This is a genomic window from Streptomyces sp. NBC_00572, from assembly GCF_026341815.1.
GTDB lineage: Bacteria > Actinomycetota > Actinomycetes > Streptomycetales > Streptomycetaceae > Streptomyces.
On the sequence record NZ_JAPENX010000002.1, the window covers coordinates 301,113 to 321,907 of the forward strand.

Here is a 20,795-nt window from a genome sequence, read left to right on the forward strand (position 1 = left end):
CCTCTTGATCCGTACGCTCAATCGGTGTGATCACTCGTTCGTGAGTTTCTCCCTGGTCGTGACCGGCGGGCCGCGAGGCTGGCCTGTGGCGCGTGACCTGCGCCGTATCGGTGTGCTGTGGAGGGGGAGATGTCATGAGTCGGGAAGCGGGGCGCCGTGGAGGGCCCGGCGAGCAGGCTGTGCTGCTTGTGGCCGGGCTGGCCGATGTGGCCGTGGGCACGTTGGGGTCCGCGCTCGGGGTCGTACGGGGGCTGGCGCGGCGCTCGGACGCGGCGGAGTTGGTCGGGGAGGCCGAGCGGGATCTGACGGCGCGTGGGCGTCTTGTGCTGGATCGCTACGCATCCGTGCCCCCGGCACATCTGGAGGTGCTCGCCCGGCACGTGCTGGCCGAGCGGGTGGGCGACGGTGGCTGAGCGGTGGGAGTCGGCCGCGTTCAAGGCCCGTGTCGACCAGGTGCTGCATCGCTTCGTCGCCGATGAGGCCGATCTGCTTGCGGCGGTCGATCCGGCCCTGGGGGCGGTGGCCGAGCAGCTGGAGGCCGCCGTCGCGGTCGGCAAACGGTTACGGGCGGCGTTCTGCTACTGGGGCTGGCGCGCGGCACGGCAGCCCGACAGCGACGCCTTGGTGCGGGCGGCGGCCTCCATGGAGCTGGTGCACGCGGCCGCCGTCGTCCACGACGACCTCATCGACGACAGTCCGCTGCGCCACGGGCGGCCCACCGCTCACGTGGCCCTCGGCAGTGTCGTACAGCGTCATCCCCGGGCTGCGGACGCCGCCCGGTCGTTGGCCATGCTCGTCGGCGATCTGCTCATGTCCCTCGCCGGGCAGCTCTTCGCCACCAGTGGTCTGCCCGCCGCCTATCTCGGCCGGGCCCGCCCGCTGTGGGCGGCGCTGGCCCGCGACCTGATCGCCGGGGAGTGTCTGGAGATCCTGCACACCGGTGCCGCCCCGGACACGGCGGCGTCGCTCAAGGTCATCCGCTACAAGACCGCCAAGTACACCGTCGAACAGCCCCTGTTGATCGGCGGCGCCCTGGCCGGGGCCGGCGAGCGGCTGCGCGAGGGGTACAGCGCCTACGGGCTGCCGCTGGGCGAGGCCTTCCAGCTGCGGGACGATCTACTCGGCCTGTTCGGGGACACACGGCGCACCGGCAAGGCCAACGCCGACGACGTGCGCGGCCATCGGCCGACCGCGCTCCTCGCGGAGACCTGGCGCATCGCCGGCTCCGGCGACCGCGAGCGTCTGCGCGCCCTGCTCGGGCGGCACGACCTGGACGAGGACGGTCTGGAGGCCGTACGCGAGGTGATGCGGCGGCTCAAGACACCCGACCGGGTCGAGAGCATGATCGCCGCCCGGGTCGAGGAGGCGCTCGGCGCGCTCCACGCGCTGGACCTGCCTTCGCCTGCGGTCCATGCCTTGACCGGTCTCGCCCACTCGGCCGCGGTCCGTCTGTCCTGACCCGGCTCTTCCCGGCGTGACCCGATCCGACTTGATCCGATCTGGCCTGACTCGATCCGGCTTGAGTCGATCCGGCCTGAGTCGCTCCGGCCTGAGTCGCTCCGGCCTGATCCGACGTCAGCCCGCCTCGCCCCGCACCCGTCCGTCCAGCTGTCCTGTCCGTCCGGCTGCCCCTTCCGCCCGTGGCCGTCACCATTCAAGGAGTCCTGCCGTGTCCGACACCGAGGCATCGATGAACGCCCTTCGGCAGAGCGGCGACGAGCTCGCCGATGCCACCGTCGCCGCTCTCTTCGAGCGCGGCGAGATGGGTACCTTCAACACGCTCATGCGCTTCTTCTCCACCGCCGGCGCTCCCGTGCCGGACGGGTTGCCCGATGTCGCCAGGGAGTATCTGGAAGCCACGAGCGCCCCACCGGCCTGGGTGGACTGGGACGAGATGGAGCGGGCCCGGCTGTTCTTCATCGACAACAACGTGCACATCGCCACCGCTCTGTCCTTCGCCTCCATGCCGGCCTGCTATCTCGTCCCCCACGTCGCGAATCTGCTGTCGACGACCCACGGGCTGAACTACCCCTCCACGCGCATGGCGGCAACCGGCCAGTTCACCGTCTACCTGATGCAGCCCGATGCCTTCGAGGCCGGCAGCCGCTTCATCCCCGCCGCGCAGAAGGTCCGGCTGCTCCACGCCTCCATCCGTCACCACCTCAGGCGCGAGGACCGCTGGGACATCGAGGCGGCGGGGGTGCCGATCTGTCAGGAGGACATGATCGGCGGGCAGATGTTCTTCTCGCTGCTCGTGCTGGACAGCCTGCACCGTCTCGGCATCCACATGTCCGAGGAGGGAGCGGAGGCGTACTACTACGCCTGGCGTGTGGTCGGCGCGATGCTGGGGGTCGACCAGGGCGCCGTCCCCAAGTCCCTCGACGAGGCACGCCGGTTCCTCGACCTGTACATGATCCGGCACATGGGGCCGTCCCCTGAGGGCGCCCACCTGACCCGGCAGCTCATCCGCCTCTACGAGGACATCGTGCCGGGGACGCTGTTCGACCCGGTCGTGCCCGCTCTCGTCCGGTATCTCGTCGGCGACACCTGCGCCGACTGGCTCGAGGTCCCGAGCACCCCGTGGGACACCGTCGTCAAGGCCGTACCCCATCTCCTGGGCGTACTGGAGACCATCGAGGACCGTTCCCCGCTCGGCGCCTGGGCCCTCGACCGGCTCGGACACCTCACCACGGTCTTCGAGCTGTCCTCGCTCACCCGTGGGCGCGTCATGCACTACGCCATTCCTGAAAACCTCAGGAAGGAGTACGGCGTCCCCGACGCACCCTCCCCCACCCGTCGCTGGACCCCGCCGGCCGCCACCGTCTCCCCGTGATCCGATCGGAACCGATCGGCAGGGACCGGCACCGACCGGGTCCGCGGACGACCCGGGTGGTGGTGTGTCAGGGGAGGTTGGCTGCCAGAGCCAGGCGGGTGGCGCGCTGGGTGCGGTAGGCGGCGAGGGCGTCGGCGACCTCTGTGGAGATCCGCTTCTGGTAGGCCGTCTCGATCGCGGCCCCGAAGCCCACCAGGTTCACCTTCTGCTTGCAGGCGACGTCCCGGACGGCGGCCGCGATCGCCTCGGACCCGCCGAGGTCGTCCCCGAGGCGGAGCTTCTCCGTCACCTGATACGGGTCCCCGATGCCCGGGTAGCCGGAGCGGGCCATGCAGCGCGACCAGTTCCCGTTCACCCACTGCGTCCGGGAGTCGGCCTCGGCGCGGGTGTGCGCCTCAGCGGACAGCTGGAAGGGGAACGTCGGGTCGGTGCTCGTCCACTTGGGCTCGTAGAGCTTCCGGTAGCCCTCTCCGAGGCAGCCGTGGACCGGCACGCTCAGGCCGTTGACCTTGATCCCGGCGTCCGTCTCCTGGATGCGGCCGGGGGCGGGCTCGTCCCGGTGGCCGGGGCGAGGTTCCCCGTTGCCGCTCTGCGCGGCGGCGGGGCCGGATAAGGCCGGCAGCCAGGCGAGTAACGCGGCTGTCAGCGCCCCGGTTACGGCCGCCGCTCGGCGGAGTCGGGCGGAATGCATGGTGTGCTCCCTTGTCGTGGGGACCGGCTGTGTCGCGCGTTCGGCGGGAGTCTGCGGATCCCGCGGCTGGACGGGCAAGCTCAAATGCCGCATACAGATGGCCTGTGACAGAACGGACTCATTGGGTCGGGGCGAGCCGGTGGTGCGGGGGGGGCGGGTCTGCGGGGCGGTGTTCGGGGCGGGTGCGCGGGCCGGCGTTCGGGGCCGTATGGAGGCGGCGTTGGGGGCAGTGTTGAGGCGGTGTAGGGGGCCGTGTGCGAGGCGGTGTTGGGGGGGCGGCGCGCGGGAGCCCTACCGCAACCCCTCTACCCGGCGGTAACCTTCGGGCCCGTCCGCAGCTTGGGGGAGTTGTATGGGTGCTGTCACACGGTTCGATTCCTTCGCGAAGTTCGATCCCTTCGCAGAGCACGAGAAGACCCGTGCCGCGTTGAGGGACGTGGTTCCACGGCTGGTCCGGCTACTGCATGGCGTCCCGGACATGGACGCGTCATCCGGTGTCCCCGTGTGGACGGTGGGTGATGTCGGCGCCCACCTCGCGGGCGTGCACTTCGCCTACTCCGTCGGCTTCACCGACGAGTCCGTGGAGTGGGACAGCCTCCTGCCACCGGGCGACGGCCAGTCTTTCGGCGAGCGGATCGCGGCCATGAACTCCACGTCCATCGGACTCTTCAGCGGCGAGGAGCGCGCCGGTCTCGGCGACTTCATCTCCGAGCGGAGCGAGATGTTCCTGCAGGTGACCGAAGGACTCTCCCCGGACACCCCCGTCACCGCCCCCTGGCTCGGGAAGGACTCGGCGCTCACGCTGGCGGCGGCGACCGGTCTGATACTCAGCGAGAGCCTCGTACACGGCCTGGACATCGCCCGCGGCGCCGGACTGCCCTGGCCCATCGGCCCCGAGGAGGCGAGCCTGGTGCTCGGGCAGTCGATGCCGACGATGATGCCGCTGGCCCTGGACACGGCGAAGGCGCGGGGTGTCGGCATCGCGTTCGACCTCGCCATCAAGGGCGGTCCGCGGCTTGCGGTCGTCATCGACGACGGGACGGCGACGGTGACGCGGGACGCCCCGCCGCGCGCGTACGACTGCAGGATCACGGCGGCTCCGGTCGCGTTTCTGCTCGTCTCCTTCCACCGCATGCCCATCTGGAAGGCGATCGCGCGCGGTCAGATGAGGGCGGGTGGGCGTAGGCCGTGGCTCGCCATGCGGCTCGGCGAGCTCATCGCCAGCCCCTGACCTGCCTGGCCTCCGGGACAGGTCGAGCCGTCGCACTCCGACGATCGCCACCGCCGCCGCGCCCAGCGCCCACCCCACGTTGACCGTCCAGGCTCCGCCGGTGCCCAGGGAAAGTCGGTCGGGGAGAGGGAGCACCGACGTCCGCGAGTCGGATCCATGCACGGAAGGGCATGGCGTGGCTCGCGAGCGCCGACCAGTAGCGGCCGTCGGCGAGGGCGTTGGGTAGGACGAGGACGACCGCGACCGTCGTGATCATGGTGGCGGCTGTATGGCGGACGACGGTTCTGAGAGCCATCCCGGTGAGCGGGCACACCGGGGCGAACAGTGCGGAGGCGAGGACGACGCGCTGGGCGCCCGGGTCGGCGATCGAGAATCCCCCGACCGCCGAGGATCGCCTGGGTGAGGACGAACGAGGCTCCCGTGACCAACGCGCCGAAGGCGCCCGCGACGACGACGGCCTTTGCCGCCATCAGCGAACGTCGGTCCGGAACGGCCGCGAACGTCGAACGGACCGTTCCCGTGCTGTGCTCCCCCACCATCGCGAGTGCGCCGCCGGCCCCGAGCTCCCTCACATGCCATGGCTGCGTTCCCGGTGAAGGCGATCTGCAGGGGGATGCCGTCCGGTATGAACTCGGCCCGGTCCCCCGCATTCTCCTCGGTCCAGTACATGTACGTGTCGCAGGCGTGCCCGCGCTGAAGGCGATCACGGCCAAGTCCCGTAGGAGATCCACGTCGAGCGGAGCGACCGGCGTTTGCCCCACTCCGAGGCGACCAGGTCGAGGAAGCGGGGGCGGGGCTCCTCGGGGTGGAGATTCGATACGGACGCGCGTGTCGCCTGCACCCCGGTTGTCGGGGCCGTGGGATGGCCGGTCGTCGAGGCCGTGGGGTCGCTGAGCGTCGAGGCCGTGGTCAGGCCTGTCGTCCGACCGATTGTCGGGCCGGTTGTCGATGCCGCGCCCTCCACCACCGGGAAGCCCCGCAGGGTGACCGCCGCCCACGTGCTGACCTGTACGCTCCGGCGGGCGCCTCGTGCGGAGAACTCCGCGAGGTGCACCGACGTGACGCGGGCCGCGCGGCCGCGCGGAAGGATCGGCCGTCCAGGTGCCCGTGCGCCACCCCTCTCCTCGTCCGAGCACCGCCGACAGTTGCCGTGACCGATGTCGTCCCCGCCGTACAGCCCCGGGCTGACGGCCGGCCGCGAGCGACGCCGGTACCGCCCGCCCTCACTGAACCCTGACTGGCGGGTTTGGAGCATGATCCAGGATTTACGTGGAGGGAGCATGGGGTCTTCTGTCAGATCAGTACCTCCGCAATAGTGGCGCGCACAGCGGAAGTTGTTTTCCGCATGACAGAAGTCCGCTACGGAGGAGTGCCCGTGCCGCACGCCGCCCCACCCGCTCCACCCGCGCCGTCCCTCGCGCGCCGCGCAACCCGTCTGCTGCGCACCTCGCTGTTCGCGCAGGTCGCCTGCGCGCTCCTGTTCGGAGTCCTTGTCGGTCGGCTGTGGCCCGAGGCCGCAGCCGCCGCCCAGCCGCTCGGCGACGGATTCGTCCGTCTCATCAAGGCGATGATCGCCCCGCTCGTCTTCTGCGTGGTCGTCGCCGGGATCACGAAGGCGGGTGACCTCAAGGCCTTCGGGCGCATCGGGATCAAGGCCCTGATCTGGTTCGAGGTCGCGACGACCGTCGCCCTCGTCTTCGGTCTCCTCGCCGGAAACCTCGCCGGGCCCGGAACCGGGATGAACGTCGACCCGGCCACGCTCGACGCCTCCGCCGTCGAAGAGAAGACCGGCGGTGGCGAGCTGCCCTCGACCTCCGAGTTCATCCTGCACTCGCTTCCCGACAGCGCGGTCGGCGCCTTCGCCGAGAACTCGCTGCTCCAAGTCCTCGTCCTGTCCTGCCTTGTCGGCGCGGCACTGCTCCACCTCGGCCACACCAAGGTGCCGGCGATTCTGCCCGCCATCGAACAGGCGCAGGAAGTCGTCTTCGCCATCGTCGGTTTCATCATGAAGCTTGCCCCGCTCGCGGTCTTCGGTGCAACGGCCCATCTGGTCGGCGAGTACGGGCTCGGCGCGCTCTCCACGTACGGGAAGCTGATCGCCGTCTGTTACGGCGTCGCCCTGCTCTTCCTCCTCGCCCTGGCGGTCGCGCTCAAGGCGCTCACCGGGCTCAGCCTCTGGAAGTTCGTCCGTTACACGCGCGAGGAGATGCTCCTCGCGCTCGGTACGGCCTCCAGCGAGACCGTCATGCCCCGCATGATGCAGAAACTGCGCGCCGCCGGCTGCCGTGACGACGCGGTCGGGCTGGTGCTGCCCACGGGCTACTCGTTCAACCTGGACGGCGCCTCCATCTACCTGTCCGTCGGTACGCTCTTCGTCGCCCAGGCGGTGGGCGTCGACCTGACCCTCGGCCAGCAGATCACCGTCGTCCTGGTCCTGATGCTGACCAGCAAGGGCATGGCCGGCGTCCCCGGCTCGGCGTTCCTCGCGCTCTCCGCGACGGCTTCCGCGCTCGGGGTCATCCCGGCCGGTGCCGTGGCCCTGCTGCTCGGTGTCGACCGGATCATGGACGCGATGCGCGTCGCGACGAACCTGCTCGGCAACTGCGTGGCCGTCTTCGTGGTCTCGCGCTGGGAGGGCGCGCTGGACCGGGTGACGGCCAAGAAGGTGCTGAACGGCGAGATCGCGTTCGTACCGGAGGCGACCGGCGGGACCGCGAACGCCACGGAGGCCGGGGAGTCCACGATGGCCGTAGAGGCCGGGGAGAACGTTGAGGCCCCCGAGGCCGCTCACGCTCCGGGAGTCAAGTCCCTTCAGGAGTAGGCAAGTTACTGGAGTGAGGCGGGTGCGGGGCCCGGCCGGTGCGGGCCGGGCCCCGCACGCTCCGGCACCGGCCGGTTGGTGGAAGCGTCAGGGCTTGGTGGAAGGATCAGGGCATGGCTGATGATCCGTTGCTGGTACGTGCGCGTGAGCTGTGGGAGACGTTGGCCGATGCGCCGGTGTCCTTCGCGTCGCTTGACGGTCCCGCCGTGGTCGTGTCACCGACCTCGGCACTGTGTCCGCCGTCATGGGCCGGACTCGTGGTCCTCGGCGGCGCGGCGATCGTCACCGCGCCCACCGAGAGCGCCGCCGGAGTACTGCGCCGTGCGCTGGCTTCGGTACCGACCGACTCCCTCACGCGGCCGGAGAAGGTCCAGACCGTACTGCCCGTCTCCGAGGTGCTCGGGCCGGCGACCTTGGCGTACCTCTCCGGGACCGACTTCCGCCCCGGGCCCGTCGACGGCACTGCCGAGGGCCTGGACCCCGGCCATCCCGCCCTTCCAGGCCTGTTGCGGTCGGCGGGTCCCGATGACGTGGCGGAGAGCGGCATCGAGGAGATCACCTCTCCCGTGTTCGTCGTGCGCGAGGGTACGGAGGTGGTCGCAGCCGCGGGGTACCGCGCTTGGCCCGCCGAGACCGCGCACGTCTGTGTGCTGACCCATCCACAATGGCGAGGCCGCCACCTTGCCCGGCAGGCCGCATCCGCCGCCGTGGCACACGCCCTGACCGCGGGTCTCCTCCCCCAGTGGCGGGCCCGTCCGCCGGCCTCGCGCCGGGTCGCGCAGTCGCTCGGATTCCGGGAGCTCGGGAGCCAGCTGAGTATCCGCCTGGATCTGGAGGCGGATCTGAAGGTGGATGCAGATTCCGTCGGCGGCGCGCACGGCTGACGCGGGACCCCCGGCACATCAGCCGGGCCACGGTCACCAACAGATTCGGGTGACCGTCTGAGCTCTCAGCGGCTGCGCCTCGCCCCTAGGGGATGTCTTGTCGATCAGGCCGGATCAGGGAGCGACGCCTGGCACCGCGCCTCGCAGTGAGGGGGCCGTCGCCGGGCAGAGCCACGGGGGCGTTGATGCGGGGACACGGCGAGACGGTGTTGCTGGACGTGCTGTCCGACGCTGCGGAGTTCGCGCCCGACCAGGGGATCGTCCATGTGGACGGGGACGGCGTGGAAAGGGCCGTCTCCCATCGCGCGCTGCTCGCCGATTCGCTGCGGGTCGCCGGAGGGTTCCTCGACGCGGGACTCGCGCCGGGGAGTCATGTGGTGCTGCCGGCCGATCGGAGCGAGGAGTTCCTGCCGCTCTTCTGGGGCGCCGTGGCCGCCTGCCTCGTACCGGTGCCGCTCGCCCCGGACGCACGGCGGGTGCTCCCCGTATGGGAGTTCCTCGGCCGGCCGACGGTGGCCCTCGGTGCGTCCACCGCGCCGCTGCTCGATGCCCTGCCCGACTCCGTACGCCCCCTGACGCTCGACGGGTTGCGCGCACACCCCGCTCCTCGGCGGCTGCCGGAGCGAGCGTCTGACGGCGTGGCGTTTCTGCAGTTCTCCTCCGGCAGTACCGGAGCGCCGAAAGGGGTCGAGCTCACGCATGCCGCCGTGCTGGCCAATCTGGCGCAGGTCCGCGCCGCGGCGGGCATCGGCTCCGACGATGTGCTCGCGACCTGGATACCGTACTTCCACGACATGGGCCTGATCGGCACCCACCTCGTTCCGCTGTCGGCACGGATCAGGCAGGTCCGGCTCGAACCCCTGACGTTCGCCAAGCCGTGACGTTCCCGCCGCCCGGCAAGGTGGCCCGCCCCCTCGCCCTCGACCGGGCCGGCGCCCGCCGGGACGTCAATCGAATGGATGTCGAACGATGACCGACCTTGACGCGCTGAAGGCTCTCTGCCCGCCTCCCGCCGTCGTTCTCCCGGCGCCCGACTGGTCCCGTGTCGAGGGCGAACTGGGCATGCGCCTGCCCCGCGACTACAAGAAGCTGGTCGCCGCCTACGGGCTCGGTGAGTTCTGCGGTTTCCTCACCCTTTACCAGCCTGGTGCGCTCAGCGAGTGGGTCGATCTGACCGGTCCCATGCCCATGTGGCTGCGTGGGCAGCTCGACGAGATCCCGACCTGGTCGCCGCCGTGCACCGCCGCGGATCTCTTCGCCATGGGTGTCACCGGGAACGGGGACCATCTGTTCTGGGACACGCGGCCCCAGGGCGCCCCCGAAGAGTGGACCGTCGCCGTCGCCGAACGGTTGCGCGCCCCGTGGTTCACGTACAGCGGGACCGTGACCGCGTTTCTCGTCGACGTCCTCGGCGGGACGACGCGCGTCCCGTTGTTCCCCTTGGGCCTCCTCGACGACGGAGTCGTCTTCACCCCCTCACGCCTCCGGAGCCGCGTACCGGTCACCGGCCTGACCACCAGGTCGCCGATCAGTACGCGCGCCATCCGCGACTGGGCCAGGGCCAACGGATACGAGCTGCCGGATCGCGGACGCGTTCCGCTCGCGATCCGGGAGGCCTGGGAAGCGGCACACCCCGGCGGATCCGCTGACAGTGTCTGAGCTGCTCACTCACACTGTCCGCGCCGCTCACTTCGACCGACCTGAGCACCGGAGTCAGGCGAGGTGCACGGACAGGCCGCACAGGCCCATGCCCCGGTGGGTGGCCGTGCGCCAGATGCGGAGCGGGCCGTCGAGGACGCTCTCTTCGCCGGCCGCGTAGTCAAGCCAGTCCTGGGCCTCTGCGGCCGCGCGCTCCTCCGGGGTGAAGGCGAAGGCCCGCTCGACGTGCCGCAGGCCCTCGGCGACCTGGGCGGCAGTGAGCAGGAAGGTGCCGCACCAGCCGGGCAGGAGCACCGCTCGCCTCGGTCCGAGAGCGTGGAGCAGGGAGGAGACGGCGTATTCCTTGCGATGGACCGTGATGAACATGCTGTCCTCGCTCTGCCCTTCCCATACGTCGTACACGGCGGAGAAGGCGGGGTCCGTTCCGCCGGAGCACATCTCGTCGACGTGGCTGCCGGGGGCCGTGAGCGCGCGGAACGAATCGATCTCCGCGCCGTGGTTCTCGTACCAGATGCGGTAGTCGGGGAGCGGGGCCCGCTGCCACTGCTGCCAGCGGCGGGCGGCATCCGGGCTTTCGCGGTCCGCCCGCATCGCGGGGAGCAGTTGCGTGGCGAGGTTCGCGATGCCTTCGTCGGTGTGGCCGGTGATCGCCCACGCACTGGTGAATCCCATGCGAACGACGCTATCTCCGGCCACCGACAGCACCGCTCCCGTGGACCTGCTTGACGAGCTTCGTCATCTGACCGTCCGTCATCACGTTGACGAACATGGCGTGGTCGGTCTTCGGGCTGTGGCGTTTCACCGGTGACGTCGACCGGGGCTCGGCGGCTCTCCGACGCCGGGCCGGAACGTGCCCATTTCACGGAGGAGTTGGCGAGAAGGCGTGTGCGAGATGGAGGCGGTGCGGAGAGGACTTTAAGAAACCTTGTTGAATAAGCCCTTACCTCGGGTTGGCACTTGATTTGCTCCTGCCAATCCGCACAGGGTTCTCTCGAACGTTTGACGCCCCACACGTCAACACGAGGAGAGATCCAGCTTCATGGCAACTCACAAGCGATCCCACGGACTTCGCAACGCGGCCATAGCCACAGGTACGGCCGCCGCGGCCGCTGCCGCGCTGTTCGCGGGCAATCTCGCCGGGGCAGCCGCCCCGGCCGAAGGGACCGTGCACGGACTCGGCGCCCCCGGCGCGGTCTCCGGCAGCTTCGTCGTCATCCTCGACGCATCCGCGAACAAGGCGGACCTCGCGAAGAAGTACGGCGGCACGCTCGTCCGCTCCTACGGCTCCGAGGTCAACGGCTTCTCGGCCTCGGGTCTGTCCGTCGACGAGGCCAAGCGTCTCGCTGCCGACCCCGCCGTCGGAACCGTCGTGCAGAACAAGCGTTTCAGCATCACGGAGACGCAGGAACAGCCCCCGTCCTGGGGCCTGGACCGGATCGACCAGGCCGACACGGCCGGCGACCAGAAGTACACGTACCCCGACAACGGCGGGGACGGCGTGACCGCGTACGTCATCGACACCGGCGTCCGGATCTCGCACAAGGACTTCGGCGGCCGGGCTAGCCACGGCTTCGACGCCGTGGACAACGACGACACCGCCGACGACGGCAACGGCCACGGCACCCACGTGGCGGGCACCATCGCCGGCACCGAGCACGGAGTCGCCAAGAAGGCCAAGGTCGTGGCCGTCCGCGTCCTCGACGACAACGGCTCCGGCACCACCGAGCAGGTCGTGGCGGGCATCGACTGGGTGACCAAGAACCACTCCGGGCCCTCGGTCGCGAACATGAGCCTCGGCGGCGGCGCCGACGAGGCCCTGGACGCGGCGGTCCAGCGGGCCATCGCCTCCGGGGTGACCTTCGCGGTCGCGGCCGGCAACGAGTCCTCCGACGCCGGCCAGGGCTCGCCCTCCCGGGTGCCCGAGGCGCTCACCGTGGCGTCCAGCACCAAGGACGACGAGCAGTCGGACTTCTCGAACTTCGGCTCGGTGGTGGACCTGTACGCTCCCGGCTCCGAGATCACCTCGGCCTGGAACGACAGCGACACCGGCGTCAAGACGATCTCCGGAACGTCGATGGCCAGCCCGCACGTGGCGGGGGCCGCGGCCCTCTACCTCGCGGCCAACCCGTCCGCGACGCCGGCCGACACGGCCGCCGCGCTGACCGGGGCGGCCACCGCGGACGCCATCAAGAACCCGTCGGCCGGCACCGCGAACAAGCTCCTGAAGGTCACGCCGTAACCAGACCGGAAGTGGCGCCGGAGTCGCTCTGACAGCGGCGCCACGACCGTACGGCACGACTCGTCGGGGTCCTTCCCCTCCCGGCGAGCAGGGAAAAGGTGGCCCTCCACACATCCGTGGAGGGCCACCTCCTGTTGGTCGGTGCCGGATACTGCTGGGATGCCGCAGATGTCGCCCGCCGTGCAACCCGAACCGATATCGGCCGACCCGCCGCACCGCACGGACCGCACCCTGCTCACCCAGTCCTGGCTCGACCTCGCGTTCCTGCACTGGGCCGTGGACCCCGCCGACGTCGCCCCGCTGCTGCCCGCCGGCACCGTGCCCGACACCCTCGACGGCGTCACCTACGTGGGCCTGGTCGCCTTCCGGATGCACCGGGTGGGCTGGTTCAGGCTCCCCGGGATCCCGTACCTCGGCACCTTCCCCGAGACCAACGTCCGGCTCTACTCCGTGGACGGCCACGGGCGCCGTGGCGTGGTCTTCCGCTCCCTCGACGCGTCGCGCCTGATCCCCGTGACCGTCGGGCGGTGGGCGTTCCGGATCCCGTACGTCTGGTCGAGGATGAGCGTCCGCAGCGACGGCTCCACCGTGACGTACACCAGCAGCCGGCGCTGGCCCGGCCCGCGCGGGGCGCGCAGCGCGATCAGCGTGGAGGTCGGCGAGCCGGTGGAGGAGCCCACGGCGCTCGAACACTTCCTGACCGCCCGCTGGGGCATGCACAGCTCGTTCCTCGGGCGGCCGCTCTATCTCCCGAACACCCACCCGCGCTGGCCGCTGCACCGCGCCCGGCTCCTCGACTGCGACGAGACGCTGCTCGCCGCCGCCGGTCTGGAGCGGCCGCTCGGCGCGCCCGCGAGCGTGCTCTACTCGCCGGGCGTCCCGGTGCGCTTCGGTCCGCCGCCGGGCGAACCTCGGGCCCTGGCGATCCCCCGCCCACGGGCCGGCGGCGGATGACCCACGGTCCCGCCTCAGCCCGGGGCGATCGCCGCCTCCGCCGCCGCCTTGATCCGGGCGCCGAAGCCGACGGCGTCCTTGCGGGCCGCCGAGAGCGCCAGGCCGGCGAAGAGTTTGCCGAGGCCATGGCCTTCGAGCACGTTGTAGATCCGGACCTGGGTCCGGCCGTCGGCGAGCGGCTCCAGGTCGTAGCCGCCCTCGCTCGCCGTCACGAGGTTCTTGGACACCTCGGCCCACCGGATCTTCACGGGGGCTTCGAGGGCGGTGATGCGGAACTCCCGGCCGGTCTTCATCCCGGCGTCCTTGACCGTGCTCCGGAAGACGGTGCCCACGGCGGTCGGGCTGTCCGGAATCCGCTCGATCCTCAGGACGCGGGGGCTGAACTCCGGATCGTTGCGCCCGTCGGCAAGGAAGGCGAAGACCTCCCCGACCGGCCGATCGACCTCGAACGTCGCTTCGAACTGTCCACTCGTCACGACCCCATGTGACCACCGGTCGCCCCGCCCGGCGAGCGGTGTTCCCCCAGTCGATACGTCTCGACCGCCGTGCCGCCGAACACCGCCGCCCGCTCGGCCGGGCTCAGCGCGTCCGTGAGGTCCCCGGCCGTCGCGAGCGTCCGGCCGTACGACGCCGCGAGGGTGCACACCGGCCAGTCGGAACCGAACATCACGCGGTCCGGACCGAACGCGTCGAGCAGGGTGTCGGCGTACGGGCGCAGGTCCCGCACGGTCCACGTGTGCCAGTCGGCCTCGGTGTGCAGGCCCGAGAGCTTGGCCACGGTGTTCGGCAGGCCCGCGAGGGCGCGCAGGCGGGTCGCCCAGGGTTCGAGGTCGCCGCTCGCGATCGGCGGCTTGGCGGCGTGGTCGAGTACGAAGGTCAGCTCGGGCAGCTCCCCGGCCGCCGTGGTCGCGGCGGACAGCTGGTGCGGGAGGATCACCAGGTCGTAGGCGAGCCCGGCGGCAGCCACCGCCTTGAGGCCGCGGTGGACGTCGGGGCGGAGCAGCCAGGCCGGGTCGGGTTCCGACTGGACCTGGTGGCGGATGCCCACCAGGTGCTCGCCGCCCGGCAGGGCGAGGAGCGCCGCCAGGGTGTCGGCGACGTCGGGCGCCGTAAGATCCGTCCAGCCCACGACGCCGGCGATGAGGTCGCCGGCGCGGGCCGTGGCCAGCATCTCGGGTGTCTCGTCGGCCACGGTCACCGTCTGGACCAGCACGGTCGCCGTCACTCCCGAGGCGGCGGTCTCCTCCCGCAGGTCGCGCTCCGTGAAGCTGCGCCGCAGGGGGGCGAGCGCGGGTCCGGTGATCCAGTCCTGGTCGCGTACGGAGAGGTCCCAGAGGTGGTGGTGGGCGTCGACGACGAGGGACCCACGAGGGACGCTCCCGGGTGCCAGACCCCCTGGGGCGCTCGCTGCCGGCCTGCCGCGCGGTCCGTTCACAGCTGCCACACCACGGGAAGTCCGGCGTCCGCGCCGTCGCCGGAGTAGTCGTGCACGACGTCGAGGAGCTCGGCCATCCGGGCCTGCCATTCCACGTTGACCGGCAGCTTCTCCAGTTCGGCCAGGAGGCGGGTGTAGTCCTCGCAGTCGAGCAGGTGGAAGAGGTCGGTGCCGCTGCGCCAGATCGTCCAGGACGTGCAGCCGGCGGCACGGATCGCGCGGGTCAGCTCCTCGGGGACTTCGCGGTGCGCCTGCTCGTAGGCGGCGACGCGGTCCGCGCGGACGCGGGTGTGCAGGGCGACTCTCATCGGTTCCTCATCCGTGCCTCATCGTGTTTCATCGGTGGTTCGGGACGGGAGCGGTCCCGGGGAGGTGGCGCTCGCGTCGGAGCTCGTCCCAGAGGGATGCGGGGATCTCGCCGGCCAGCATGTCGGCGGCGTCCGTGACCTCCGCCGCGCTGCGCAGACCCAGGAGGACACCGGCCACGGCGGGGTGGCCCAGCGGGAAGCGGGCCGCGACGGCTCTCAGGGGCACACCGTGGCGCTCGCAGATCTCCCGCAGCCGGAGGGCCCTGGCGAGGACCTCCGGTGGCGCCGCCGCGTAGTCGTACGTGGCACCCGGACGCGGATCCGCGAGGAGGCCCGAGTTGAACACCCCGCCGGCGACGATCGACACGCCGCGGCGGTGCGCGGCCGGCAGCAGCTCGGTCAGGCCGCTCTGGTCGAGCAGGGTGTAACGGCCGGCGAGCAGGACGACGTCGACGTCGGTCTCGGCGACGAAGCGGGTGGGTATCGCGGTCTGGTTCATGCCGATGCCGATGGCACGGACGACGCCCTCGGCCCGCAGGCGTTCGAGGGCGGGGTACGCCTGGCGCAGGGCCTGGTCCGCGTGGTCGTCGGGGTCGTGGAGGTACACGATGTCGACGCGGTCGAGCCCGAGCCGCTCCAGGCTCGCTTCGAGCCCGCGCCGGACGCCGTCCGCGCTGAAGTCCCACACCCTGCGGTACGCGGCGGGTACCGCGAAGCCGTGCGCGAGGTCGTCCCCGGGAGCGCCGGGGGCGGGGACGAGGAGGCGGCCGACCTTCGTCGAGACGGTGTACGTGTCGCGGGGCCGGTCCCGCAGGAACGCGCCGAGCCGTCGTTCGGACAGGCCGAGCCCGTAGTGGGGTGCGGTGTCGAAGGACCGGATGCCGCGGTCCCACGCGGTCGCGAGGGTCCGGGCGGCTTCGTCGTCGGTGACGGCCCGGTAGAGGTTGCCGATTCCGGCCGCGCCGAACGCGAGACGGGTGGTCCAGGCGGTGGTCCTGCCGAGGGGGACGCGGGTGGGGGTCGGGGAGTCCGCGCTCATGTGCCCGCCGGCCGGAGTCGGAGGCCCGCCATGCCGCCGTCGACGGCGAGGGCGGTGCCGGTCACCGAGGCGGCGGCCGGGGAGGCGAGGTAGACGACGGCCGCCGCGACTTCGTCGGCGCTCACCAGCCGCCCGGTGGGCTGGCGGGCGCTGAGCGCCGCGCGTTCGGCGTCCGGGTCCTCGGCCGCGTCGAGCAGTCGGGCGACCCAGGGGGTGTCCACGGTCCCGGGGTTGACGCAGTTGACGCGGATGCCCTCCCGTACGTGGTCGGCGGCCATCGCGAGGGTCAGGGAGAGGACCGCGCCCTTGCTCGCCGAGTACAGCGCCCGCTGCGGCAGGCCCGCGGTGGCGGCGATGGAGCAGATGTTGACGACGGCGGCCCGCTCCGAGCGGCGCAGGTGGGGCAGTGCGGCCCGGGTCGTACGGACGACGCCGAGGAGGTTGACGTCGAGGACCCCGTGCCACTGGTCGTCGGGGTTGTCCTCGACCGTGCCGGCCGCGCCGATGCCCGCGTTGTTGACCAGGATGTCGATGCCGCCGAGCGAGGCGGCGGCCGCCTCGACGGCTTCGCGTACCAAGGTGTCGTCGGCTACGTCCGCGCGGAGGGCGATGAGCGTGTCGGGTACGGCGTCCGGGTCGAGGTCGAGGACGGCGACGGCGGCGCCCTGGGCGTACAGCATCCGTGCGGCGGCGAGTCCGATGCCGGAGGCGCCGCCGGTGACGACGGCCCGCAGGCCGGCGAGCGGGGATTCGTTCGTCATGCCGTCACCTCCAGGGCGGGTTCGGCGGCCGGTTCCCTCGGTTCTGCCAGGTCGGCCGCCCAGAACGTGCCGTCGGGATAGACGAACGTGGCCCGTGAGGCCTCGTGCATGTCCGCCGAGAAACCGGGCGCCAGGGGCGCCGTGTAGGCGCCGTCGCGTATGACGGCCGGGTGGGCGAAGTGCTCGTGGAGGTGGTCGACGAACTCGATGACGCGGTCCTCGGTGGTTCCGCTGAGCGCCACGTAGTCGAACATCGCGAGGTGCTGGACCAGTTCGCACAGGCCGACACCGCCGGCGTGCGGGCAGACGGGAACGCCGAACTTCGCGGCGAGGAGCAGTATCGCGAGGTTCTCGTTCACCCCGCCGACCCGGGCCGCGTCCAGTTGGACGATGTCGACGGCGTTCGCCTGGAGGAGCTGTTTGAACACGATGCGGTTCTGCGCGTGCTCGCCGGTCGCCACCTTGACCGGCGCGACGGCGGCACGTACGCGCGCGTGGCCCAGGATGTCGTCCGGGCTGGTCGGCTCCTCGATCCAGTACGGGTCGAACTCGGCGAGCGCACGTGTCCATTCGATCGCCTCGGTGACGTTCCACCGCTGGTTGGCGTCGACGGCCAGGCGGACGTCCGCGCCGACGGCCGCGCGGGCGGCGCGGCAGCGGCGTACGTCGTCCTCGAGGTCGGCGCCGACCTTCAGCTTGATCTGGGTGAAGCCGGCGGCCACGGCCTCCTTGGCCAGTCGGGTGAGCTTCTCGTCGGAGTAGCCGAGCCAGCCGGGCGAGGTCGTGTAGGCGGGGTATCCCCGGGTCCGCAGGACGTTCTCGCGCTCGGCCCGTCCCTCCTTGCCGCGTCGCAGGAGGTCCAGCGCCTCCTCGGGGGTGATCGCGTCGGTGATGTAGCGGAAGTCCACCTGCGAGACGAGCCACTCGGGGTCGGCGTCGGCGAGCAGCTTCCACAGCGGCTTGTTCCGCCGCTTGGCGGCGAGGTCCCAGACGGCGTTGACCACGGCTCCGACGGCCATGTGCATGACGCCCTTCTCTGGCCCGAGCCAGCGGAGCTGGCTGTCGCCGATCAGTGCGCGGCTGACGAGGCCGGGATCGGCGCAGAGGTCTTCCACGGACCGGCCGATGACGTGCGGGCGGAGTGCTTCGATCGCCGCGACCTGGACATCGTTGCCACGCCCGATGGTGAAGGTGAAGCCGTGTCCCGTGGGGCCGTCGGGCTCGTCCGTGCGCAGAACGAGATAGGCCGCGGAGTAGTCGGGGTCCGGGTTCATCGCGTCGGACCCGTCGAGTTGGCGGGAGGTCGGGAAACGGATGTCGTAGGTGTCCATCGCGATGACCCGCGTGATGTCAGTGGACAACGGGGTTCCTTTCACACCTGGGCTGCTTGCTCGGTGTTCGGCGGCTTCATCTGCCCGACCGACACGGAGCAGCCCCAACCATCAGCACAGATCGGGTGATTGGCCTGTTGAGCGAGAACGATACGGCGCTCGCGAGAGGCGGGGCAAGTAGACATCGGATGTTTCTCGGACCCTGAGAACGGCCCTTGAGAACGGCAGCACGAAGGGCATGCCAACGGGCGGGCACTCCCCTGGGGGTGCCCGCCCTCGGCGTACATCACTGGCGGTGCAAGTGGAGGGAGGAGTCCGGGCAGCAGGTCACAGCACGCTGTCGAGCCAGCGGACCACGTTGGAGATGTGGATCGTCGCCCAGGCCTCGGCCGTGCGCGCGTCGCGCGCGGCGAGGGCGTCCAGGATCGCCCGGTGCTCGGAAAGGGTCCGGGCCACGGCCGTCTCCTCGGTGATGCCGCGCCACAGGCGCGCCCGCACGGTGGCCCCGGAGATGCTGTCGAGCAGCGAGCACAGCAGCGGGATTCCCGAGGCCGCCGCGATGCGCCGGTGGAACTCCAGGTCACTGGCGACGAGTTCGTCCAGGCTCGGCGCCTCACCGAGCCGGTCGAGGAGCTCGCCGAGTTCCCTGATCTCGCCCTCGGGGATGCGCTCCGCCGCGAGGGCGGTCGCCGCGGGCTCCAGGATGCCCCGTACCTTCAGGGCCTGGAGCGCCTGGTCGTCCTGGTGGAAGTCCAGGACGAACGACACCGCTTCGAGGAGCAGGGGCGGTTCGAGGCTGGAGACGTACGTCCCGTCGCCCTGCCGTACGTCGAGGATGTTCAGCAGGGACAGCGCCTTCACCGCCTCGCGCAGGGAGTTGCGCGACAGGCCCAGTTCGGCGGCGAGGTCGGCTTCCTTGGGCAGCCGGTCACCGGGGCGCAGCGCACCGGAGACGATCATCTCCTTGATCTTCCCGATCGCCTCGTCCGTAACTGCCAAGGCGTCCTCCTGTGCGCGGCCCAATACATCGGATGTGTCTGCTGGTCGTCAGCCTACTGCAGGGGTGCCACGGGGCCGACCGGCTCGTCGTCCGGCCGGCTCCCCTGGCCGCGTACCGTCGTCAGCGGGCGTTCGGGCCCACGTCCGCCGGTGTCAGAGGGCGACGGACCGGTGTGGCGGTCGCGTACTCGTCCGCGCCGACGTCCCGCAGACTGCCGCGCGGGTCGCCGTCGATGTCATGGGTGACCGGCGGCTGGGCCAGGGTGGCCGCGCCGATCGCCCGGCTGGTGCTCGACAGCCGGTACACCCCGTCGGAGCCTCGTACCAGTCGGGGATCGGCCCGTACGAACCCGCCGGTGGGGATGTTCCCGTCTGCCGCCGCCCCGAAGAGGATGTTGCCCTGCCAGGTGAAGCGGACCGTGGTCGCCATCTCGACCAGGCTGCCGGTCTGGCCGACCAGCAGGTTGTCGGCGACGGTGACGTCGCGGGGTTCGTGCGGGCGGTGGCTCTCGCCCGAGAGTGCGCCGCCCGCGTTGTCGAGGAAGGTGTTGTGGGCGATGAGGACGCGGTCGGGTGCGTCGTTGCCCCGGCGTGCCTCGGCCGATTCGCCGGGGAGATGGTCGCGTTCCGTACCGCTGCCGATCACCATCGGGCGCCCGGAGAGGCCGGCGAGGTAGTTGTTGACGATGACGTGGTCGTTGCCGTAGATCCGGACGCCCTCCTCGCCGCCGATGAGGTAGTTGCTGTCGACGAGGGTGCGGTTGCCGTGGCGCAGGACGATGCCGCCGAGGCTGTCGCGGATGGTGTTGTAGCGGATGGTGTTGTCGGAGCTCTTCACGGAGATGGCCTCGGGGTCGCCGTTGGCCCGCTCGAACAGGTTGTACTCGACGAGCGCGTGCGCGCTGGACAGGGCACGGGGGCTGACGCCGAGGCGGATCGGTTCGCCGCCGTTGGCGCCCGCGAACGTGTGGTCGGAGAAGTGGTTGCGGTGGACGTGCACGCCCTGGGCCATGGCCTCGGTGTCGGCGCCCTCGATGCCGAGGAAGATGCCGAGGGTGGTCTTGCCGTGGAAGTGGTTGCGGTCGATGACGGCCTCGTCGCCGCGCACCATGACCCAGTGCAGGCCCTCGATGTCGGCGAGCTGGAAGTCGTTGCGGGTGAGCCGGATGTACGTGCACGTCGGCGGGATGTCCAGGGTGGTGCTCTGGCGGAAGGAGAAGCCGCTCACGGTCACGTTGCTGGACGCGTCGAAGACGAAGCTCCGCTCGCCGCGCAGCACGGCGCCGCCTCGTGACGCGGCGACGATGGTGATCGGCGCGGTGCGTGTGCCGTTCTTGCCCGTGACGGTGAGGGGCTTGGCGGCGGGGACGGTGTAGGTGCCGTTCGCGACGACGATGCGGGTGCCCGGCCCCGCCGCGTCGATCGCGTCCTGGAGGTCGTCCAGCGAGCCGACGTCGACGGTGGGACCGAGGGGTCGCGCGGGCTTGCGCCGGGCGGCACTCGCGTACGCCGGGGCGGAGAGGGGCAGGACGGTGGCGGCCGCCCCTATCGCGGTGCCGGTGAGGAACGTGCGTCGTTGCATGGTGCCTCCGTGATCGGTCGGATGGGTG

Annotated in this window: 20 protein-coding genes and 1 pseudogene; 11 read left to right on the forward strand and 10 right to left on the reverse strand. The window is 71.2% G+C overall.

Annotated elements, in window-relative coordinates; translation table 11 throughout:
• The first annotated feature begins 134 nt into the window (after positions 1–134).
• The 3 genes from OG514_RS33690 (at position 135) to OG514_RS33700 (ending at position 2,833) form a co-directional block, all read left to right on the forward strand.
• Entirely contained in the window at positions 135–413 is a 279-nt protein-coding gene (locus OG514_RS33690; RefSeq protein WP_266901258.1) for a polyprenyl synthetase, read from the forward strand.
• Positions 406–1,458, forward strand: coding sequence for a polyprenyl synthetase family protein (locus OG514_RS33695; RefSeq protein WP_266901259.1), 1,053 nt, complete (start codon positions 406–408; stop codon positions 1,456–1,458). Before OG514_RS33690 ends, OG514_RS33695 begins: the two co-directional genes overlap by 8 nt.
• Positions 1,459–1,669: 211 nt before the next feature.
• Positions 1,670–2,833 carry an oxygenase MpaB family protein gene (locus tag OG514_RS33700; RefSeq protein ID WP_266901260.1) on the forward strand — a complete coding sequence of 388 codons (1,164 nt, stop codon included), beginning with the start codon at positions 1,670–1,672 and terminating at the stop codon, positions 2,831–2,833.
• 67 nt (positions 2,834–2,900) lie between these two features.
• Here OG514_RS33700 and OG514_RS33705 read toward each other — a convergent pair whose 3' ends face one another.
• A complete protein-coding gene (locus OG514_RS33705; RefSeq protein ID WP_266901261.1) occupies positions 2,901–3,524 on the reverse strand; it encodes a hypothetical protein in 624 nt (207 codons plus the stop codon).
• Positions 3,525–3,876: 352 nt separating this feature from the next.
• Between OG514_RS33705 and OG514_RS33710 the strand changes: the two genes are divergently transcribed.
• From OG514_RS33710 to OG514_RS39425, 6 genes and pseudogenes are all read left to right on the forward strand, one after another.
• Entirely contained in the window at positions 3,877–4,755 is an 879-nt protein-coding gene (locus OG514_RS33710; RefSeq protein WP_266901262.1) for a maleylpyruvate isomerase N-terminal domain-containing protein, read from the forward strand.
• Positions 4,756–6,190: 1,435 nt separating this feature from the next.
• Positions 6,191–7,576: a cation:dicarboxylase symporter family transporter gene (locus tag OG514_RS33715; RefSeq protein ID WP_266902263.1), complete on the forward strand. Its 1,386-nt coding sequence runs from the start codon at positions 6,191–6,193 to the stop codon at positions 7,574–7,576.
• Between the two features lie 113 nt (positions 7,577–7,689).
• Positions 7,690–8,460, forward strand: coding sequence for a GNAT family N-acetyltransferase (locus OG514_RS33720; protein WP_266901263.1), 771 nt, complete (start codon positions 7,690–7,692; stop codon positions 8,458–8,460).
• A gap of 218 nt (positions 8,461–8,678) precedes the next feature.
• Positions 8,679–9,341, forward strand: coding sequence for an AMP-binding protein (locus tag OG514_RS33725; RefSeq protein ID WP_323181673.1), 663 nt, complete (start codon positions 8,679–8,681; stop codon positions 9,339–9,341).
• Between the two features lie 88 nt (positions 9,342–9,429).
• A pseudogene (locus OG514_RS39420) lies at positions 9,430–9,792 on the forward strand (SMI1/KNR4 family protein); the annotation flags it as partial.
• A 51-nt stretch (positions 9,793–9,843) separates the two neighbouring features.
• On the forward strand, positions 9,844–10,119 hold the full coding sequence (locus OG514_RS39425) for a histone-like nucleoid-structuring protein Lsr2 (protein ID WP_323181682.1): 276 nt from the start codon (positions 9,844–9,846) through the stop codon (positions 10,117–10,119).
• Positions 10,120–10,173: 54 nt separating this feature from the next.
• Here OG514_RS39425 and OG514_RS33735 read toward each other — a convergent pair whose 3' ends face one another.
• Positions 10,174–10,791: a hypothetical protein gene (locus OG514_RS33735; protein ID WP_266901265.1), complete on the reverse strand. Its 618-nt coding sequence runs from the start codon at positions 10,789–10,791 to the stop codon at positions 10,174–10,176.
• Between the two features lie 367 nt (positions 10,792–11,158).
• Here OG514_RS33735 and OG514_RS33740 point away from each other — a divergent pair, with 367 nt between their 5' ends.
• Positions 11,159–12,358 carry a S8 family peptidase gene (locus OG514_RS33740; RefSeq protein ID WP_266901266.1) on the forward strand — a complete coding sequence of 400 codons (1,200 nt, stop codon included), beginning with the start codon at positions 11,159–11,161 and terminating at the stop codon, positions 12,356–12,358.
• A 159-nt stretch (positions 12,359–12,517) separates the two neighbouring features.
• Positions 12,518–13,312 (forward strand): YqjF family protein, encoded by a 795-nt coding sequence (locus tag OG514_RS33745; RefSeq protein WP_266901267.1) that lies wholly within the window; start codon positions 12,518–12,520, stop codon positions 13,310–13,312.
• A gap of 14 nt (positions 13,313–13,326) precedes the next feature.
• Here OG514_RS33745 and OG514_RS33750 read toward each other — a convergent pair whose 3' ends face one another.
• The 8 genes from OG514_RS33750 to OG514_RS33785 form a co-directional block, all read right to left on the reverse strand.
• Positions 13,327–13,788, reverse strand: coding sequence for an SRPBCC family protein (locus OG514_RS33750; RefSeq protein ID WP_266901268.1), 462 nt, complete (start codon positions 13,786–13,788; stop codon positions 13,327–13,329).
• A complete protein-coding gene (locus OG514_RS33755) occupies positions 13,785–14,702 on the reverse strand; it encodes an amidohydrolase (RefSeq protein WP_266902265.1) in 918 nt (305 codons plus the stop codon). Before OG514_RS33755 ends, OG514_RS33750 begins: the two co-directional genes overlap by 4 nt.
• 41 nt (positions 14,703–14,743) lie before the next feature.
• Positions 14,744–15,055 (reverse strand): L-rhamnose mutarotase, encoded by a 312-nt coding sequence (locus OG514_RS33760; protein ID WP_266901269.1) that lies wholly within the window; start codon positions 15,053–15,055, stop codon positions 14,744–14,746.
• A gap of 28 nt (positions 15,056–15,083) precedes the next feature.
• Positions 15,084–16,094 (reverse strand): aldo/keto reductase, encoded by a 1,011-nt coding sequence (locus OG514_RS33765; RefSeq protein ID WP_266901270.1) that lies wholly within the window; start codon positions 16,092–16,094, stop codon positions 15,084–15,086.
• Positions 16,091–16,855: an SDR family NAD(P)-dependent oxidoreductase gene (locus OG514_RS33770; RefSeq protein WP_266901271.1), complete on the reverse strand. Its 765-nt coding sequence runs from the start codon at positions 16,853–16,855 to the stop codon at positions 16,091–16,093. Before OG514_RS33770 ends, OG514_RS33765 begins: the two co-directional genes overlap by 4 nt.
• Complete coding sequence (locus OG514_RS33775) at positions 16,852–18,186, reverse strand: enolase C-terminal domain-like protein (protein WP_266902267.1); 1,335 nt, start codon at positions 18,184–18,186, stop codon at positions 16,852–16,854. Before OG514_RS33775 ends, OG514_RS33770 begins: the two co-directional genes overlap by 4 nt.
• A 327-nt stretch (positions 18,187–18,513) precedes the next feature.
• The gene (locus OG514_RS33780) at positions 18,514–19,185 is read right to left on the reverse strand and encodes a FadR/GntR family transcriptional regulator (protein ID WP_266901272.1); all 672 of its coding nucleotides are present in this window, start codon (positions 19,183–19,185) and stop codon (positions 18,514–18,516) included.
• Between the two features lie 121 nt (positions 19,186–19,306).
• On the reverse strand, positions 19,307–20,767 hold the full coding sequence (locus OG514_RS33785; RefSeq protein ID WP_266901273.1) for a polysaccharide lyase 6 family protein: 1,461 nt from the start codon (positions 20,765–20,767) through the stop codon (positions 19,307–19,309).
• Between the last annotated feature and the right edge of the window lie 28 nt (positions 20,768–20,795).

Excerpts from the sequence above, each read along its gene's own strand:
- OG514_RS33690 (WP_266901258.1), top strand. The coding sequence starts at position 135 with ATGAGTCGGGAAGCGGGGCGCCGTGGAGGGCCCGGCGAGCAGGCTGTG.
- OG514_RS33705 (WP_266901261.1), bottom strand. The coding sequence starts at position 3,524 with ATGCATTCCGCCCGACTCCGCCGAGCGGCGGCCGTAACCGGGGCGCTG.
- OG514_RS33710 (WP_266901262.1), top strand. The coding sequence starts at position 3,877 with ATGGGTGCTGTCACACGGTTCGATTCCTTCGCGAAGTTCGATCCCTTC.
- OG514_RS33720 (WP_266901263.1), top strand. The coding sequence starts at position 7,690 with ATGGCTGATGATCCGTTGCTGGTACGTGCGCGTGAGCTGTGGGAGACG.
- OG514_RS33735 (WP_266901265.1), bottom strand. The coding sequence starts at position 10,791 with ATGGGATTCACCAGTGCGTGGGCGATCACCGGCCACACCGACGAAGGC.
- OG514_RS33740 (WP_266901266.1), top strand. The coding sequence starts at position 11,159 with ATGGCAACTCACAAGCGATCCCACGGACTTCGCAACGCGGCCATAGCC.
- OG514_RS33745 (WP_266901267.1), top strand. The coding sequence starts at position 12,518 with ATGCCGCAGATGTCGCCCGCCGTGCAACCCGAACCGATATCGGCCGAC.
- OG514_RS33760 (WP_266901269.1), bottom strand. The coding sequence starts at position 15,055 with ATGAGAGTCGCCCTGCACACCCGCGTCCGCGCGGACCGCGTCGCCGCC.
- OG514_RS33765 (WP_266901270.1), bottom strand. The coding sequence starts at position 16,094 with ATGAGCGCGGACTCCCCGACCCCCACCCGCGTCCCCCTCGGCAGGACC.
- OG514_RS33770 (WP_266901271.1), bottom strand. The coding sequence starts at position 16,855 with ATGACGAACGAATCCCCGCTCGCCGGCCTGCGGGCCGTCGTCACCGGC.
- OG514_RS33775 (WP_266902267.1), bottom strand. The coding sequence starts at position 18,186 with ATGGACACCTACGACATCCGTTTCCCGACCTCCCGCCAACTCGACGGG.
- OG514_RS33785 (WP_266901273.1), bottom strand. The coding sequence starts at position 20,767 with ATGCAACGACGCACGTTCCTCACCGGCACCGCGATAGGGGCGGCCGCC.